The organism is Pectobacterium carotovorum (genome assembly GCF_033898505.1).
In the GTDB taxonomy this organism is placed as follows: Bacteria; Pseudomonadota; Gammaproteobacteria; order Enterobacterales; family Enterobacteriaceae; genus Pectobacterium; species Pectobacterium carotovorum_J.
The window spans coordinates 1-14803 of sequence record NZ_JAXAFK010000009.1 but is presented as its reverse complement, the minus strand read 5'-3'; the positions used below and the strand labels follow the sequence as shown (position 1 = coordinate 14803).

Annotated in this window: 14 protein-coding genes, 2 tRNA genes and 1 rRNA gene; 10 read left to right on the top strand and 7 right to left on the bottom strand. The window is 50.3% G+C overall.

Annotated features, from left to right (window positions below):
* Positions 1-1686, bottom strand: coding sequence for an iron ABC transporter permease (locus R9X49_RS22520; RefSeq protein WP_319850499.1), 1686 nt, complete (start codon positions 1684-1686; stop codon positions 1-3).
* Between the two features lie 497 nt (positions 1687-2183).
* On the opposite strand from R9X49_RS22520, the gene R9X49_RS22515 reads away from it, so the two are divergent.
* The 7 genes from R9X49_RS22515 to nrdF all read left to right on the top strand — a co-directional run bounded on the left by R9X49_RS22515 (position 2184) and on the right by nrdF (position 8847).
* Positions 2184-2531: a YacC family pilotin-like protein gene (locus R9X49_RS22515; protein WP_010280797.1), complete on the top strand. Its 348-nt coding sequence runs from the start codon at positions 2184-2186 to the stop codon at positions 2529-2531.
* Between the two features lie 108 nt (positions 2532-2639).
* Positions 2640-3503, top strand: a complete 864-nt coding sequence (speE, locus tag R9X49_RS22510) for a polyamine aminopropyltransferase (RefSeq protein ID WP_319850498.1) — start codon at positions 2640-2642, stop codon at positions 3501-3503.
* A 45-nt stretch (positions 3504-3548) separates the two neighbouring features.
* On the top strand, positions 3549-4343 hold the full coding sequence (gene speD / locus R9X49_RS22505; RefSeq protein WP_319850497.1) for an adenosylmethionine decarboxylase: 795 nt from the start codon (positions 3549-3551) through the stop codon (positions 4341-4343).
* Between the two features lie 701 nt (positions 4344-5044).
* Positions 5045-5284 carry a glutaredoxin-like protein NrdH gene (nrdH, locus tag R9X49_RS22500; RefSeq protein ID WP_039352306.1) on the top strand — a complete coding sequence of 80 codons (240 nt, stop codon included), beginning with the start codon at positions 5045-5047 and terminating at the stop codon, positions 5282-5284.
* A 9-nt stretch (positions 5285-5293) separates the two neighbouring features.
* A complete protein-coding gene (gene nrdI / locus R9X49_RS22495; RefSeq protein WP_010280810.1) occupies positions 5294-5701 on the top strand; it encodes a class Ib ribonucleoside-diphosphate reductase assembly flavoprotein NrdI in 408 nt (135 codons plus the stop codon).
* On the top strand, positions 5698-7860 hold the full coding sequence (nrdE, locus tag R9X49_RS22490; protein ID WP_319850496.1) for a class 1b ribonucleoside-diphosphate reductase subunit alpha: 2163 nt from the start codon (positions 5698-5700) through the stop codon (positions 7858-7860). The genes nrdI and nrdE overlap by 4 nt, the downstream gene beginning before the upstream one ends.
* 24 nt (positions 7861-7884) lie before the next feature.
* Positions 7885-8847: a class 1b ribonucleoside-diphosphate reductase subunit beta gene (gene nrdF, locus R9X49_RS22485; protein ID WP_015841298.1), complete on the top strand. Its 963-nt coding sequence runs from the start codon at positions 7885-7887 to the stop codon at positions 8845-8847.
* Positions 8848-8969: 122 nt separating this feature from the next.
* On the opposite strand, the gene R9X49_RS22480 is transcribed toward nrdF, so the two are convergent.
* Positions 8970-9046, bottom strand: a tRNA-Asp gene (locus tag R9X49_RS22480).
* A gap of 170 nt (positions 9047-9216) precedes the next feature.
* Positions 9217-9954 carry a DNA polymerase III subunit epsilon gene (dnaQ, locus tag R9X49_RS22475; protein ID WP_319850495.1) on the bottom strand — a complete coding sequence of 246 codons (738 nt, stop codon included), beginning with the start codon at positions 9952-9954 and terminating at the stop codon, positions 9217-9219.
* Here dnaQ and rnhA point away from each other — a divergent pair.
* Entirely contained in the window at positions 9908-10474 is a 567-nt protein-coding gene (gene rnhA, locus R9X49_RS22470) for a ribonuclease HI (protein ID WP_256598819.1), read from the top strand. The genes dnaQ and rnhA overlap by 47 nt on opposite strands.
* Before the next feature lie 19 nt (positions 10475-10493).
* Here the strand turns inward: rnhA and R9X49_RS22465 are convergent, their stop codons facing one another.
* Entirely contained in the window at positions 10494-11204 is a 711-nt protein-coding gene (locus tag R9X49_RS22465) for a class I SAM-dependent methyltransferase (protein ID WP_319850494.1), read from the bottom strand.
* Positions 11205-11247: 43 nt separating this feature from the next.
* Between R9X49_RS22465 and gloB the strand changes: the two genes are divergently transcribed.
* Together gloB and mltD are read left to right on the top strand one after the other, a co-directional pair.
* Complete coding sequence (gene gloB, locus R9X49_RS22460) at positions 11248-12003, top strand: hydroxyacylglutathione hydrolase (RefSeq protein WP_319850493.1); 756 nt, start codon at positions 11248-11250, stop codon at positions 12001-12003.
* Between the two features lie 71 nt (positions 12004-12074).
* Entirely contained in the window at positions 12075-13448 is a 1374-nt protein-coding gene (mltD, locus tag R9X49_RS22455; RefSeq protein WP_319850492.1) for a murein transglycosylase D, read from the top strand.
* A gap of 67 nt (positions 13449-13515) precedes the next feature.
* Here mltD and R9X49_RS22450 read toward each other — a convergent pair whose 3' ends face one another.
* The 3 genes from R9X49_RS22450 to rrf all read right to left on the bottom strand — a co-directional run bounded on the left by R9X49_RS22450 (position 13516) and on the right by rrf (position 14799).
* The gene (locus R9X49_RS22450) at positions 13516-14304 is read right to left on the bottom strand and encodes an endonuclease/exonuclease/phosphatase family protein (protein ID WP_319850491.1); all 789 of its coding nucleotides are present in this window, start codon (positions 14302-14304) and stop codon (positions 13516-13518) included.
* Between the two features lie 250 nt (positions 14305-14554).
* A tRNA-Asp gene (locus R9X49_RS22445) sits at positions 14555-14631 on the bottom strand.
* 52 nt (positions 14632-14683) lie between these two features.
* Positions 14684-14799 (bottom strand): 5S ribosomal RNA (gene rrf / locus R9X49_RS22440).
* Positions 14800-14803: the final 4 nt, after the last annotated feature.

The window sequence follows — 14803 nt, the reverse complement described above, 5'->3', positions numbered from 1 at the left end:
TTATCCTTTTATATTCAGTGCGCGATTCAGCCAGAAAACAGGGATTAGCCCTACCGCCACCAGCACCAACGCAGGAAAGGCAAATGACGCAATCTGCTCACTCGCCGTAAAGCGAAAAACATACGTCGCCAACGTATCAATCCCGAAAGGGCGCAGCAGCAGCGAAACATTCAGCTCTTTCATGCTTTCCGTGAAAATCAGCAGCGCCCCGATGAACAGGCTGCGGCGCAACAGCGGAATATGCACGCGTGACCAGCGGCTGAGGGGAGAAGCGCCCAGCACAAGGCTCGCACTGTCCAGCGAGCGCGGAATGGCCTCCATGCTGCGCTCAAGGCTGTCCAGCATCAGACGCCCGAATTTAACGCTATAAGCGAGGATGAGAATAAACAGCGACCCCGCCAGCAAAGCATCGGCGGTAGGCAACCCCGCAGTGCGGGCAAACAGGTTAATTCCGCTGTCCACCAGCGACAGCAAGGTAAACAGTCCGACAGCCAGTACCGCGCCGGGCAAGGCAAAACTCAGGCTGACCAGCCGAACCGGCGTCTGATTGGCAAATATCCCAGCCGTACGCGTGTAGAAAATAAACGATAGCGCCATCAGCGTAATGATGACTGTCGCGATGGCAGACGCCAACAGGCTATTCATTACCGCCTGAAGGAACGCCATATCCCATACGGACATCATGTGCCGGAGAGCCAGAAATAACAGATACACCAGCGGGAACAGGAACGACAAACAGACGATTCCCCAGCAGTAGCCACGCACCACCCTGCTGCGCCACCCGCTCAACACAGGCGGAACCACCTGGGAAGCATTCGCTTGAGCTTGATAAATTTTCTGCTTACGACGCCAGAGGTTAACCAGAAACATCAAGAGGAAGATCGCAGGCAAGATCAATACGCCAAGGCGTGCTGCTGCACCGATATCGCCCTGCTTCTGCCAGATATCCAGCACCTGTGTCGTCATGGTTGGAATATCAAGGTAAGACGCCGCGCCATAATCACCCAGCGTCTCGACCACCACTAGCGCGCCACCGCAGGCAATCGCAGGCAGCGCAATAGGCAAACATAAGCGGCGGAATACCTGAGCGCGCGTCTGATTCAGTAAGCGAGCCGAATGAATCAAACTGGCGGGCTGTTTCACCAGCGCCTCGCGTACTAACAGGTAAATGTAGGGATACAACACCAGCGCCAGCACCAGACTCACGCAACCGAGAGAAACAGGCAGCCCGGCAATATGGGTATCTTCCCACGACGATGCTATCTGTAGCCCGCCTTCCCGCAACAACTGGGACAGGTGCCGTAACACATCGGTATAAAGGTAAGCGAGCAGGAACGCAGGCATCGCGATTGGCAAGCAAAGCGCCCATTGCAGTACACGATGACCGGGAAAGCGATACATGGCGATAAACCAAGCCGAAGGCAACCCAAACAGTAAGCTGAAGAAAAGCGTACCAATCACGATGACCGCAGAATGTATCAGGTAGGTGGGTAACCCGATGTGCCACAGTGGGGCGAATCCCAGCCCATCTGCAAAAAAAGCCTGATAAAAAACCGTTGCTAAAGGAAGCAGCAACAGTCCCGCCAACAACCAACTACTGACGCGCCAGACACCGGAGATCATAGAATTAAAACTGTATTGGATGAGATCGCTGCTATTAATAACAGAGCCTGACGGCGGCGTCATCGTATCAAACAACGATAAATGGGCTTTAATCCTGCGATTAACCCGAGGCGATTTCCATCACCAACCGTCACTAAAATAAAACCCCAAAATTTCAATAGATTGCGATTATTGGTTTTCCACCTTTTCGCCATTCGTTTTTTATCGCAGCCCCTAAATAATTCGAGTTGCAGGCAGGCGGCGACACAGCGACAAATTCGTCAGGAACGAATTTGACCAGCCAGCGGCTGGCCTCTGGTGAGAGACAGGATGTCTCTCATTCATCCCCAGGAGCTTACATAAGTAAGTGACTGGGGTGAGCGAGGACAAATCAGCTTAGCAGATTTGAACGCCGCAAGCGGCGGCCCGCTAGGGCGAGGCTCATAAATGAGCCGAGTATTGCCAACGCACATGCAGCTTGAAGAATGACGGGGATATCAGATGTTTCCCGTAAGAAAACTTGGAACCGCATAGGATATCTGTGATAACGTCATCTGACGATATTTGGAACAGGTTCAACCATGAAAAACTCTGCGCTGGCTCTGCTCCTGCTAAGCCTGATGAGCTTCTCTTCCGCCAGCAAGGCGCTGAATGAATTTGAAGCGGAAGATCTGGCCGATCTGACCGCGATCTTTGTTTATCTGAAAAATCACTGTGGCTATCAAGATCTGCCGAATGAACAGATTCGTCGGACGCTGGTCGCCTTTGCACAGCAAAACCGCTGGGATCTCAGCAATTACAGCGCTTATGACATGACGGCAATGGGTGAAGACAGTTATCGCGATCTCAGCAAAATCGCTATCCCTACCCCGAAGAAATGTCAGTCCCTGGCACGCAATTCACTCGGTTTACTCTCCTACGCGCAGTAATTCCCCTCCTCCTCCGCGCTGACTGAAATTTGACCGTGCATGCGGCAAAAGAGTCGGCTATGATGGCGCGCCAATTTTCATGGCTGTTATCGCGGAGGAAGCCCTAACATGTCCCAGAAAGAAATTTGGTATGAAACCCTGCATGCCAACTTTGGCCAGTATTTTTCGGTTGATCGCGTGTTGTATCACGAGAAGACCGATCATCAAGATCTCATCATCTTTGAAAACGACGCATTAGGCCGCGTGATGGCGCTCGACGGCGTGGTACAAACCACCGAACGCGACGAGTTCATCTATCATGAAATGCTCACCCACGTTCCCCTTCTGTCACACGGCAACACCAAACGCGTCCTGATTATCGGTGGCGGCGATGGCGGTATACTACGGGAAGTCAGCCGACACCACGGCGTCGAACATATCACGATGGTAGAGATCGATGCGGGCGTGGTGGAGTTCTGTCGCCAGTACTTGCCCAATCACAGCGCCAGTAGCTATGACGACCCGCGTTTTAATCTGGTGATTGATGACGGCGTTAATTTCGTCCGACAGTGCAGTGAAAAGTTTGACGTCATTATTTCCGATTGCACCGACCCCATCGGCCCCGGCGAAAGCCTGTTCACCTCTGATTTCTATCAGGGTTGCGCCCGCTGCCTGAATGAAGGCGGAATTTTCGTCGCGCAGAATGGCGTGTGTTTCCTGCAACAGGATGAAGCAGTCGGCAGCCATAAAAAGCTCAGCCGCTATTTCAGCGATGTCAGTTTTTATCAGGCGGCAATTCCGACTTACTACGGCGGCATTATGACGTTCGCCTGGGCCAGCAATAACCCGGCATTGCGCCAGATAGACGCCGCTACGCTGCGCCAGCGCTTTGCGCAATCAGGGATTACCTGTCGCTATTACACGCCTGATGTTCACATCGGCAGTTTTGCTCTGCCACAGTACCTGCTGAACGCGCTACAGAATGCGCAATAATCCATCACTTAGGGTAATCACACAACCACAAGGGGGTGACGTAAATTGCACAAGCTGAAACTACACGGCTTTAACAACCTGACGAAAAGCCTGAGTTTTTGTATCTACGATATCTGTTACACCAAAACGGCCGACGATCGTGACGGTTATATCGCCTATATCGACGAGCAATATAACGCTAACCGTTTAACAGAAATCCTCACTGAAACCTGCTCAATTATCGGTGCCAATGTCCTTAACATCGCACGTCAGGACTATGAACCACAAGGTGCTAGCGTGACCATTCTGGTCAGCGAAGAACCCATCGATCCGCGAGATGTCGATACCTCAGAACACCCTGGGCCGCTGCCCAATTCCGTCGTCGCGCATCTGGATAAAAGCCATATCTGTGTTCATACCTATCCAGAAAGCCATCCGGAAGGCGGGCTTTGTACCTTCCGCGCAGATATCGAAGTGTCTACCTGTGGCGTGATTTCACCGCTGAAGGCGCTGAACTACCTCATCCACCAGCTTGAATCCGATATTGTGACCATCGACTACCGCGTGCGGGGATTTACCCGTGATGTCAACGGCATAAAGCATTTCATCGATCACCAGATCAATTCGGTTCAGAACTTCATGTCCGAGGATATGAAAGCGCTCTATCACATGATGGACGTGAACGTGTATCAGGAAAATATCTTCCATACCAAGATGCTATTGAAAGACTTCGACCTGAAACACTACCTGTTCAACGTCAGCCCTGAAGAACTCAGCGCTGCTGAACGGAAAAGAATCACCGATCTGCTGTATCACGAAATGCAGGAAATCTATTACGGCAGAAATCTACCTGTCCTGTAATCAATACATATAGGGTGTATCTCTTAGTCACAAATATAAGGGCATCAAGGATTTTGCCGTTATCCGGCGTGAAAATTATGCAGCGGTGCGCTTGACCGCCGAGTGAGCGACAGGACGTCGCGAAAGCCAGCGCCATGCCGGGAGCATGTCGCTGGCGGCTCGAAAAGCGGGCATGGGCACCGATGGAACCGCGTAGCGGCATAATTTAGCCGGAAGCCTGGGTTCGCAGGGCGGCGGCGACTGAGCGCCCTGCGTCGGGCGCGTGCTATGAAGTAGCATGAAAATGCTGGTTTCATTGCGCACGAAATTGTCTCTTAGTCAGCATAAAAAAGCGTTACTAAGAAGCCACCTTTTACCAAAGGAAAGCTGGATTAGTCATGTTGGCTTTTGTCTTTCCCACATTACCCTTCATTTCGTCGCACACTATTTCGTCAAAAATGATGCGCATCACATTTATTTCTTTCTGCATTTTTTACTTGCATTCTCTACCAGCCTTGCTGCATCAGGGTTTGCGTCAATTTGTATAAGGCCAACTAAAAATCATATATCTTGTGTGGTTGAAATTTAAAACACCCACATCTAGTATTCTTTGTGTGGCGCTCGCGTAACGCGTCGCTACCCAGTGGATCGGTTCGGGTGCACATACCCTGAAGATAGCCGCTCCGACATACTTCTTTCACGCCAAAGGGTAAATACGAATCATGCGTATTACTATTTTCACTAAGCCAGATTGTGTTCAATGCAACGCCACATGTCGTGCGCTGGATAAGCAAGGAATTCACTATCAACTGGTGGACTTAACTGAAGATGAACAGGCGTTACAGCAGGTAAGAGCGTTGGGCTATCAGCAAGTGCCCGTCGTGATGACGGCCGACGATCATTGGAGCGGTTTCCGCCCGGATAAGATCAGTACTCTGAACGCCGCCCTGCAATTGCAGTAAGGGGGCAATATGAACCCGCTGGTCTATTTCTCCAGCCAGTCGGAAAACACGCATCGCTTCATTTCCAGGGTTGGCTTGCCAGCCCTGAGAATTCCGATAGCGACAGAACAGCCTGCATTGAAAGTTGATCGCCCCTATATTCTGGTTGTCCCCAGCTACGGCGGAGGCAGCACGAAAGGGGCTGTGCCGCGTCAGGTCATCATCTTTCTCAACGATCCGCACAATCGCGCTTACCTGCGCGGCGTGATTGCCGCAGGCAATACCAATTTCGGTGCAGCGTACTGCATCGCCGGCGACATCATTGCGCAGAAATGTCAGGTGCCTTACCTGTACCGCTTTGAATTGCTCGGCACGGCAGAAGACGTTGCAAACGTGCGTAAGGGAGTAACTGAATTTTGGCAACAACAGACCACGTGAGTGCAAAGGCAACCAAGGCCGAAGCGGATGCCCACTCGCTCGATTACCATACACTCGACTACCATGCGCTGAACGCGATGCTAAACCTCTACGACGCAGAGGGAAATATCCAGTTCGACATGGATAAGCTCGCGGCACGCCGTTATTTCCTACAGCATGTAAACCAGAACACCGTGTTCTTCCACAACCTGGAAGAAAAGCTGCGTTATCTGGTGGAAGAAGGTTACTACGAAGCAGACGTGCTGGACCAATATCAGTTCGATTTCATCAAAAGCCTTTTCCAGCAGGCTTACGCTCACAAGTTCCGCTTTCAAACCTTCTTAGGTGCGTTCAAATACTACACCGGCTATACGCTGAAAACCTTTGACGGCAAACGCTATCTGGAGCGCTACGAAGATCGCGTCTGCCTCGTGGCACTGACCCTCGCCAAAGGAGACACCGCACTGGCTGGCGCGCTGGTCGATGAAATCATCAGCGGGCGCTTTCAGCCCGCGACCCCCACGTTCCTCAACTGCGGCAAAAAGCAGCGCGGTGAACTGGTCTCCTGCTTCCTGCTGCGCATTGAAGACAATATGGAGTCGATTGGCCGAGCAATTAACTCCGCACTCCAGCTTTCAAAACGCGGCGGCGGCGTAGCTTTCATGCTCAGCAACATCCGCGAGACCGGTGCGCCGATCAAGCGTATCGAAAATCAGTCATCCGGCATTATTCCTATCATGAAAATGCTGGAAGATGCGTTCTCCTATGCCAACCAGCTTGGGGCGCGTCAGGGCGCGGGGGCGGTGTACCTCAACGCACACCATCCAGATATTCTGCGTTTTCTGGATACCAAGCGGGAAAATGCCGATGAGAAAATCCGCATCAAGACGCTGTCTTTAGGCGTGGTCATCCCCGATATCACATTCCAGTTGGCGAAGAATAATCAGGTGATGTACCTGTTCTCGCCCTATGATGTCGAACAGGTTTATGGTGTGCCGCTGTCAGAAATTAGCGTCACCGAAAAATACCATGAGATGGTAAACGACAAGCGCATCCGTAAATCCCAAATCAAGGCGCGCGAATTCTTCCAGATCCTCGCCGAAATCCAGTTCGAGTCCGGTTATCCCTATATGATGTTTGAGGATACGGTGAATCGCGCGAACCCGATTCACGGCCGCATTAATATGAGTAACCTGTGCTCTGAAATTTTGCAGGTCAACGACGCCAGCCTGTACGACGACGATCTTGGCTATCGCCACATTGGCAAGGACATCTCCTGTAACCTTGGATCGATGAATATTGCCAACGCGATGGCTTCGCCCGATTTCGGCCAGACGGTTGAAATGGCGATCCGCGCGCTGACCGCCGTTTCCGACATGAGCCACATCCGCTCCGTACCGTCCATCGAGAAAGGCAACGACGAGTCACATGCGATTGGTTTAGGACAGATGAACCTGCACGGCTATTTGGCGAAAGAGCGTATCTTTTACGGTACAGAAGAAGCCGTCGATTTCACCAATATCTATTTCTATATCGTTGCTTTCCACGCGATTCGGGCATCGAATGCGTTAGCAATAGAGCGGAACCAGCGCTTCTCAGGCTTCGAGCACTCCAAATACGCCACGGGTGAGTATTTTGATAAATACGTTGAACAGCGCTGGGAACCCACAACAGCGCGCGCCCGTGAACTGTTTGAACAGGCTGACATCCACATTCCCACTCAGCAGGACTGGGCGGCGCTACGCGAATCCGTTATGGCACACGGCATTTATAACCAGAACTTGCAGGCCGTTCCACCGACCGGTTCGATTTCGTATATCAACCACTCGACGTCCAGTATCCACCCGATTGTGTCACGCATCGAAATTCGTAAAGAGGGCAAGATCGGCCGCGTCTACTACCCTGCCCCTTACATGAATAATGACAACCTGGAGTATTACCAGGATGCCTATGAAATCGGACCGCAGAAGATCATCGACACTTATGCCGCCGCCACGCAGCACGTCGATCAGGGGCTATCGCTGACGCTGTTTTTCCGTGATACCGCCACCACGCGTGACATCAATAAAGCGCAGATCTACGCCTGGACTAAAGGCATTAAGACTATTTATTACATTCGCATACGGCAGATGGCGCTGGAAGGCACCGAAGTTCAGGGCTGTGTGTCCTGTGCGCTATAAGCCATCGCGGAAGGAAATCGAAGCATGACCGCACTCACTCGCGTCCAGGCGATTAACTGGAACAAAATTGAAGACGACAAAGATTTGGAAGTCTGGAACCGGCTGACGTCTAACTTCTGGCTACCGGAAAAGGTGCCGCTTTCCAACGATATTCCATCCTGGAGTACGTTGAACGCCCGCGAGCGTCAGTTGACGATTCGTGTGTTTACCGGTCTGACGCTGCTGGACACCATCCAAAATACGCTGGGCGCGCCGACGCTCATGCCTGATGCGGTGACGCCACATGAAGAAGCTGTGCTGTCTAACATCAGCTTTATGGAAGCGGTGCATGCCCGTTCATACAGCTCGATTTTCTCGACGCTGTGTCTGACCAGCGAAGTGGATGATGCCTATCGCTGGAGTGAAGAGAACCCGGCACTACAGAAGAAGTCCGACATTATTCTGTCGCACTATCGCAGTGACGATCCGCTGATGAAGAAAGTCGCCAGCGTGTTTCTGGAGTCGTTCCTATTCTATTCTGGATTCTACCTGCCGATGTACTGGTCAAGCCGCGCCAAACTGACCAACACGGCGGATTTGATCCGGCTTATCATCCGCGACGAAGCGGTACACGGTTACTATATCGGCTACAAATTCCAGCGCGGGTTGGCGAAGGCCGATCCTGCTCGTCAGCAGCAGGTGAAAAATTTCGCCTACGATCTGCTACAGGATTTGTACGACAATGAGGTGTTGTATACGCAGGAACTCTATGACGGCGTAGGCTGGACGGAAGATGTGAAGAAATTCCTCCACTACAACGCGAACAAAGCGCTGATGAATCTGGGTTACGAAGCGCTGTTCCCCGCCAGCATGACGGATGTGAATCCCGCAATTCTCTCGGCGCTATCGCCAAACGCGGACGAGAACCACGATTTCTTCTCTGGCTCCGGCTCATCTTATGTCATCGGTAAGGCCGTCAATACCGAAGATGAAGACTGGGACTTCTAAAAAAACGGCCGCTGCTTTTCGGGTGGCCGCATTTTCTACAAACGCGTCTCTACAGTCTTTTTTTGATAAACCCAGAAATGAAAAAACCCTGAATCATTGCTGATTCAGGGTCTTCATATAAGTGGCGGAACGGACGGGGCTCGAACCCGCGACCCCCTGCGTGACAGGCAGGTATTCTAACCAACTGAACTACCGCTCCACTCGTGCTCATTGAGCGGGATGAATACTAAGATGATGGCACTATTACGTCAATGCTTTTTATAACTAACCGTTTCTGTTTGCTTATAATTTCATCTTAGTGATTATTCTCTCACCTGCGATGCGATCTCCCTCGCCGTTTTGCAACATCAGGGTGACACTCCGGCGGCATTATTCAGCTCGCCACAGGCAACTACCACCTTTTTTAGCAATCAAATCCAGACGCTGTTCATGCGCTAATAGCTCTGCCTCATCAGCGTAAAGCACCTTTAACGCCGATTGAGGGCGGACAATTCTCTGGATTGTTTCGGTATTCTCGTTCTTCTGTTGCGTTTCTCCTTCCATCGAGAAAGTCAGAGACGTTTGGCCACCGGTCATCGCCAGATAAACTTCAGCCAGAATCTCGGCATCGAGCAATGCGCCGTGCAGCGTACGCTTGCTGTTATCTATCTGATAGCGATCGCAGAGCGCATCCAAACTGTTACGCTTCCCGGGAAAGATCTTCCGCGCCATAAACAGGCTATCGGTAATCTTACAGAACGTCTCAGTCTTGGGGAGATCCCGGTTCAGTAACCGAAATTCGTAATCCATAAAGCCGATATCAAACGTCGCGTTATGAATGACCAGTTCCGCGCCACGGATAAAATCGAGAAAATCATCCACGATGTCCGCATACGTCGGTTTGTCAGCAAGAAACTCATCGCTGATACCGTGTACGTTATACGCTTCGGGATCGACTAAACGATCGGGTTTGATATAGACGTGAAAATGGCGGCCAGTCAGGCGGCGGTTAATTACTTCGACCGCACCGATCTCGATAATTTTATGCCCTTCGTAGTGAACCCCCAGCTTATTCATACCGGTGGTTTCTGTATCCAGGACGATTTGTCGCGTAATTTCAGTGCTCATCGTTTTCGTTTATGTCAGACTTGCCGTTTTTACCATAAGGGAGAGTCTACCAGAGATGCGCAAACAGGTAGAAATTTTCACCGACGGATCTTGCCTCGGTAATCCCGGCCCCGGCGGTTATGGCGCCCTTCTGCGCTACAAGCAGCACGAAAAACCGTTAAGTGCAGGCTATCGTCTTACGACGAATAACAGAATGGAGCTGATGGCCGCGATTGCAGCGCTTGAAACGCTGACTACCGAGTGCGATGTGGTGCTCTGCACTGACAGCCAATATGTTCGTCAAGGGATAACCAGCTGGATTCATAACTGGAAAAAGCGGGGCTGGAAAACCGCCGACAAAAAACCGGTCAAAAACGTCGACCTTTGGCAAAGGCTGGATACCGCGATTCAACGCCATTCCGTGCGCTGGGAATGGGTAAAAGGACACGCCGGGCACCCGGAAAATGAGCGCTGTGATGAACTCGCTCGCGCCGCCGCGAGTGCGCCAACGCTTGATGATACGGGTTATCAGGCTGAGTAAATCACCGTAGGCGTCCGCCTCATCTCCGATATATCTTTGTTGCGCCCACCGTGCGGCGCACAGATGCTTTACGCAACCGTGTCCTCATAGGCGTAAACGTCAGTGGAATCGTGCGCTTTCGGGCAATAATCAGCGTCAGGCACCCTAGCATCGGAATATGTTTATTCAACTTCCCTTTATTTCTTCGCCATGGCGTAACGTGAAAATGCGTCTGATGGATAACCTCGTAGTTCAGGAGCCCCAGCCAGTCCGTTATGCGCATTTGAGTAAACATGCGGCTGCAATAGGGATGCTTTTTATTGAGTCTGGGGATCAGTTTACCCAAGCCAACCAGACTGATCGGATTAAACGTGCTCAGAATTAACCAACCATCATCGACCAAAACACGGTCAACTTCGCGCAAAACACGATGCGGATCAGACGAATAAGATAGTGTTTGAGCGAGCAGGCAGGCATCGATCGACTTTTCAGAGAAAGGTAATTGATGAGCATCAGCCACGACTTGAAGATTATCACCGTGTGGAGCCACGTTAACCTGATGCGCAATCGCGCACTCCGTGATATGGATTTCCGCACTCAACGCCCCGACTTTAATAAGATGGAAGCCAAAGAGCTTTGGCCACCATGGCAACAAAGCCAGCTCAAGCGACTCGCGATAAAACTGCCCACAGGTGATATCATCCCATGAATCAGGTGCAACAATGGTCTGAGGGATTTGTGCCGATTTCATCTTCTGTTCTCGTCCTCAGGCTGCTCGCAAAAAGAGGTGATGAATGAATCTTATCAGTATCCCCGCACTTCAGGACAACTACATTTGGCTATTGAGCAATAAAGAAAACCACTGCGTGATCGTCGATCCCGGTGAAGCGACACCAGTGCTTGAAGCGCTCGATCAACACGCACTTTTTCCTGAAGCTATCTTACTCACTCACCACCATAACGACCATGTGGGGGGCGTCAATGAACTCCTGAAGCACTACCCTAATCTGCCTGTTTTTGGCCCAAAAGAAACCGCTAAATGTGGCGCAACCTGCCTAGTTGAGGAAGGAAACACCGTCTCTTTGTTAAATTCGGAATTTTCTGTAATTGAGGTTCCAGGACACACATCTGGTCATATTGCCTACTATAACGCGCCATTTTTGTTCTGTGGCGATACCCTGTTTTCAGCGGGATGCGGTCGTATTTTTGAAGGCATGCCAAAACAAATGTATGAATCAATTCAAAAAATAGCAGTTCTTCCTGATGATACGGTAGTGTGCTGTGCGCATGAATACACGCTATCAAACTTAAGGTTTTCTAATACTATATGGCCTGAAGATCAGAATATTGAAGCTTATCTCCATGAAATCAGTCAGATACGAGAAAAATCGCAGTCTAGTTTACCAACAACATTAGGACTGGAGAGAAGAATCAACCTATTTCTTCGCTGTCATGAATTTGATTTAAAAAGGAAATTATCAAAAGAACCTGAAAATATAGAGAATTGGCAAGTTTTTGAGATGCTACGCAGCAAGAAAGACTGCTTCTGAAGGTTTAGGTTGTGCTATTCCTCTAATCAAAGTATCCTTGCTCGTCTTTTAAGCAAACTATTGACCAACATATGAAGGCTAAAGCGATAATCATCGCCTCAGTCTTGCTGGCGGGTTGCCAGGTTTCACCACATGACACCTCGCAACCCAAGCAGCATGCACAGAGTTTGTCTTCGGCAAGTCAAAGTGAAGCAGGAAAGTACACAGATGGTCGAGAGGCCTCAGCGCGATGGTTAGATGACGATAGCCTTGCGCAACGAGATCTGTGGAACTTCATTGGCGACGAGCTGAAGATGGAGGTTCCGGATAACGCCCGGATCCGCGAGCAAAAAACGCGTTATTTGAAAAATAAGAGCTATCTCCACGATGTAACATTACGGGCAGAGCCGTACATGTACTGGATAGTCGAGCAGATTAAGCAACGTAAAATGCCGATGGAACTGGTACTGCTACCCATAGTGGAGAGCGCTTTTGATCCAAGTGCCACATCATCCGCCAATGCCGCAGGGCTATGGCAGATTATCCCTGGTACAGGACGTAATTATGGTTTGAAACAGAACCAGTGGTACGACGGACGTCGTGACGTAATTGCGTCTACGACGGCTGCGCTGGATATGATGCAGCGACTCAACACCATGTTTGATGGCGATTGGTTATTAACCGTTGCTGCTTATAACAGTGGTGAAGGTCGTGTCATGCAGGCCATGAAAGCGAATAAAGCGAAAGGGAAATCAACCAACTTCTGGGCACTGGCGTTACCGCGTGAAACGTCAATTTATGTTCCTAAGATGCTGGCCTTGAGCGATATTCTAAAAAACAGTAAGAAGTACGGCGTGAGTCTGCCGCAACCTAATGAAAGCCGAGCATTAGCAAAGGTTGAACTGGGGCAGCAGATAGAATTGACACAAGCCGCTGAGATGGCTGGTCTGTCGCTGAATAAGCTGAAGAGCTATAATTCGGGCTATAAACGTAATGTCACCGCACCAAATGGGCCACATTACATTATGGTTCCTAAAGCTCACGTTGAGCAGTTGAAAGATTCACTTGCTGATGGTGACATCGCCGCGATTCAACCAACACGCTTAGCGCAAACGCAGCCGACACCAGCATCACAGCAGTATAAGGTACGCTCGGGTGATACCTTATCAGCAATTGCGGCACGGCTTAATGTCAGCACGAAAGATTTGCAGAGTTGGAACAATCTGCGTAGCGCCGGTGCGCTCAAGGTTGGTCAGACGCTACAAGTTGCCAAAGCTTCAGGCAATAGCAGTTCTATCACCTATCAAGTTCGGAAAGGTGATTCGCTGGCAAGCATCGCTAAGCGCCATGGCGTAAATATCGCTGATGTGATGCGCTGGAATACGGTTATCAACAAGAATGCCAACATCCAGCCAGGCGATCGTCTGACGCTTTATGTTAGCAGCAATATAAAGCCTGATTCTTAACGTCATATCTGAATCAGTAACAAGAACAGCCCTCCTACAGATGTAGAGGGCTGTTTTTTTATGGCGATTAAACCAGGCTAAACTCGACGAGCAGTGGGTTGTGATCTGAAGCTTGAGTCACCAAGACGGAAGACTGGTTTACGGCCAGTTCACGGTAAAAGACGAAATCTAGCGGTCGACCAAATGCCTTGCGCCGCTGGTCATCAACGAAATGTACTTCCTGCAACCCCATCCTTGCCGCAAACCGATTAAGTGCGTTAATACGCTGCTGACTCCACGCATTAAAATCCCCAGCCATAATAGCTGGCCCCTGATGATGTAAGAGCTGTTCCCCAATTGCAGCCAACTGCTTGGTATACACCTCAACACCAAAACTAAAGTTAACCGCATGGATATTAATCACCATCAGTCTTTGGCCATTTTGAAGCGCGTAGACCGTCACCAAAGAGGACTTAGCCAAACGCAACAAGGGTTCCCTTTCACGTAAAGGACAGCAATATACTGGCTGAGCTGCCGATAGCGTCATCACACCAGATGGATGTTGTGGGAGAATAATAGCAGGAACCTGATCGGCAGAAAGGTAGTTAGTGGTTGCAAAACGGATGAGTTCTGGCGTGCTTTGCGCTTCCTGCAACAGGACTAACTGAGTGCCTTTGCCAAAATTTTGCAATACGGAAAGCCAATTCATTCGTTGCTGCTTAAAAATGTTCCACACCATTACACGTAAAACATCTCCCTCCAGCAACAATGAGCCTGTCGGTAGCACTTGCCCCGGATAATGCATTTCCCCGGGAGGAAAGATACGTTCAGCTGGTTGGCCGGCAACATACCTCATTGCATAGGTTTTTTTCCGCACGCCTCATCCACTATCAGTTTCAATACACCAAATACCCTATCAAAAAAGAGCCCACTTCCGTTATAAGAATTTTATCGCAGACTTGCAATGTACGCCTGAAGATAGGGAAGGGAAGGGAAGGGAAGGGAAGGGAAAAATAAATGGTGGACAAAAACAAAAAGTAAGAGAAGAGAGGGATCCATCTAAAAACGCTAATGTCTGAATATGCAAAAAGCCCTAAGCGTTAACTTAGGGCTTTTTGCATAATAAGTGGCGGAACGGACGGGGCTCGAACCCGCGACCCCCTGCGTGACAGGCAGGTATTCTAACCAACTGAACTACCGCTCCACCGAGTTTCTTTACAACCACCAGATTGCTCCGGTTTACTGCTTAATTTGATGCCTGGCAGTTCCCTACTCTCACATGGGGAAGCCCCACACTACCATCGGCGCTACGGCGTTTCACTTCTGAGTTCGGCATGGGGTCAGGTGGGACCACCGCGCTATCGCCGCCAGGCAAA

Excerpts from the sequence above, each read along its gene's own strand:
- gloB (WP_319850493.1), top strand. The coding sequence starts at position 11,248 with ATGAATCTTATCAGTATCCCCGCACTTCAGGACAACTACATTTGGCTA.
- nrdF (WP_015841298.1), top strand. The coding sequence starts at position 7,885 with ATGACCGCACTCACTCGCGTCCAGGCGATTAACTGGAACAAAATTGAA.
- speE (WP_319850498.1), top strand. The coding sequence starts at position 2,640 with ATGTCCCAGAAAGAAATTTGGTATGAAACCCTGCATGCCAACTTTGGC.
- R9X49_RS22520 (WP_319850499.1), bottom strand. The coding sequence starts at position 1,686 with ATGACGCCGCCGTCAGGCTCTGTTATTAATAGCAGCGATCTCATCCAA.
- R9X49_RS22515 (WP_010280797.1), top strand. The coding sequence starts at position 2,184 with ATGAAAAACTCTGCGCTGGCTCTGCTCCTGCTAAGCCTGATGAGCTTC.
- nrdI (WP_010280810.1), top strand. The coding sequence starts at position 5,294 with ATGAACCCGCTGGTCTATTTCTCCAGCCAGTCGGAAAACACGCATCGC.
- nrdH (WP_039352306.1), top strand. The coding sequence starts at position 5,045 with ATGCGTATTACTATTTTCACTAAGCCAGATTGTGTTCAATGCAACGCC.
- dnaQ (WP_319850495.1), bottom strand. The coding sequence starts at position 9,954 with ATGAGCACTGAAATTACGCGACAAATCGTCCTGGATACAGAAACCACC.
- mltD (WP_319850492.1), top strand. The coding sequence starts at position 12,075 with ATGAAGGCTAAAGCGATAATCATCGCCTCAGTCTTGCTGGCGGGTTGC.
- R9X49_RS22465 (WP_319850494.1), bottom strand. The coding sequence starts at position 11,204 with ATGAAATCGGCACAAATCCCTCAGACCATTGTTGCACCTGATTCATGG.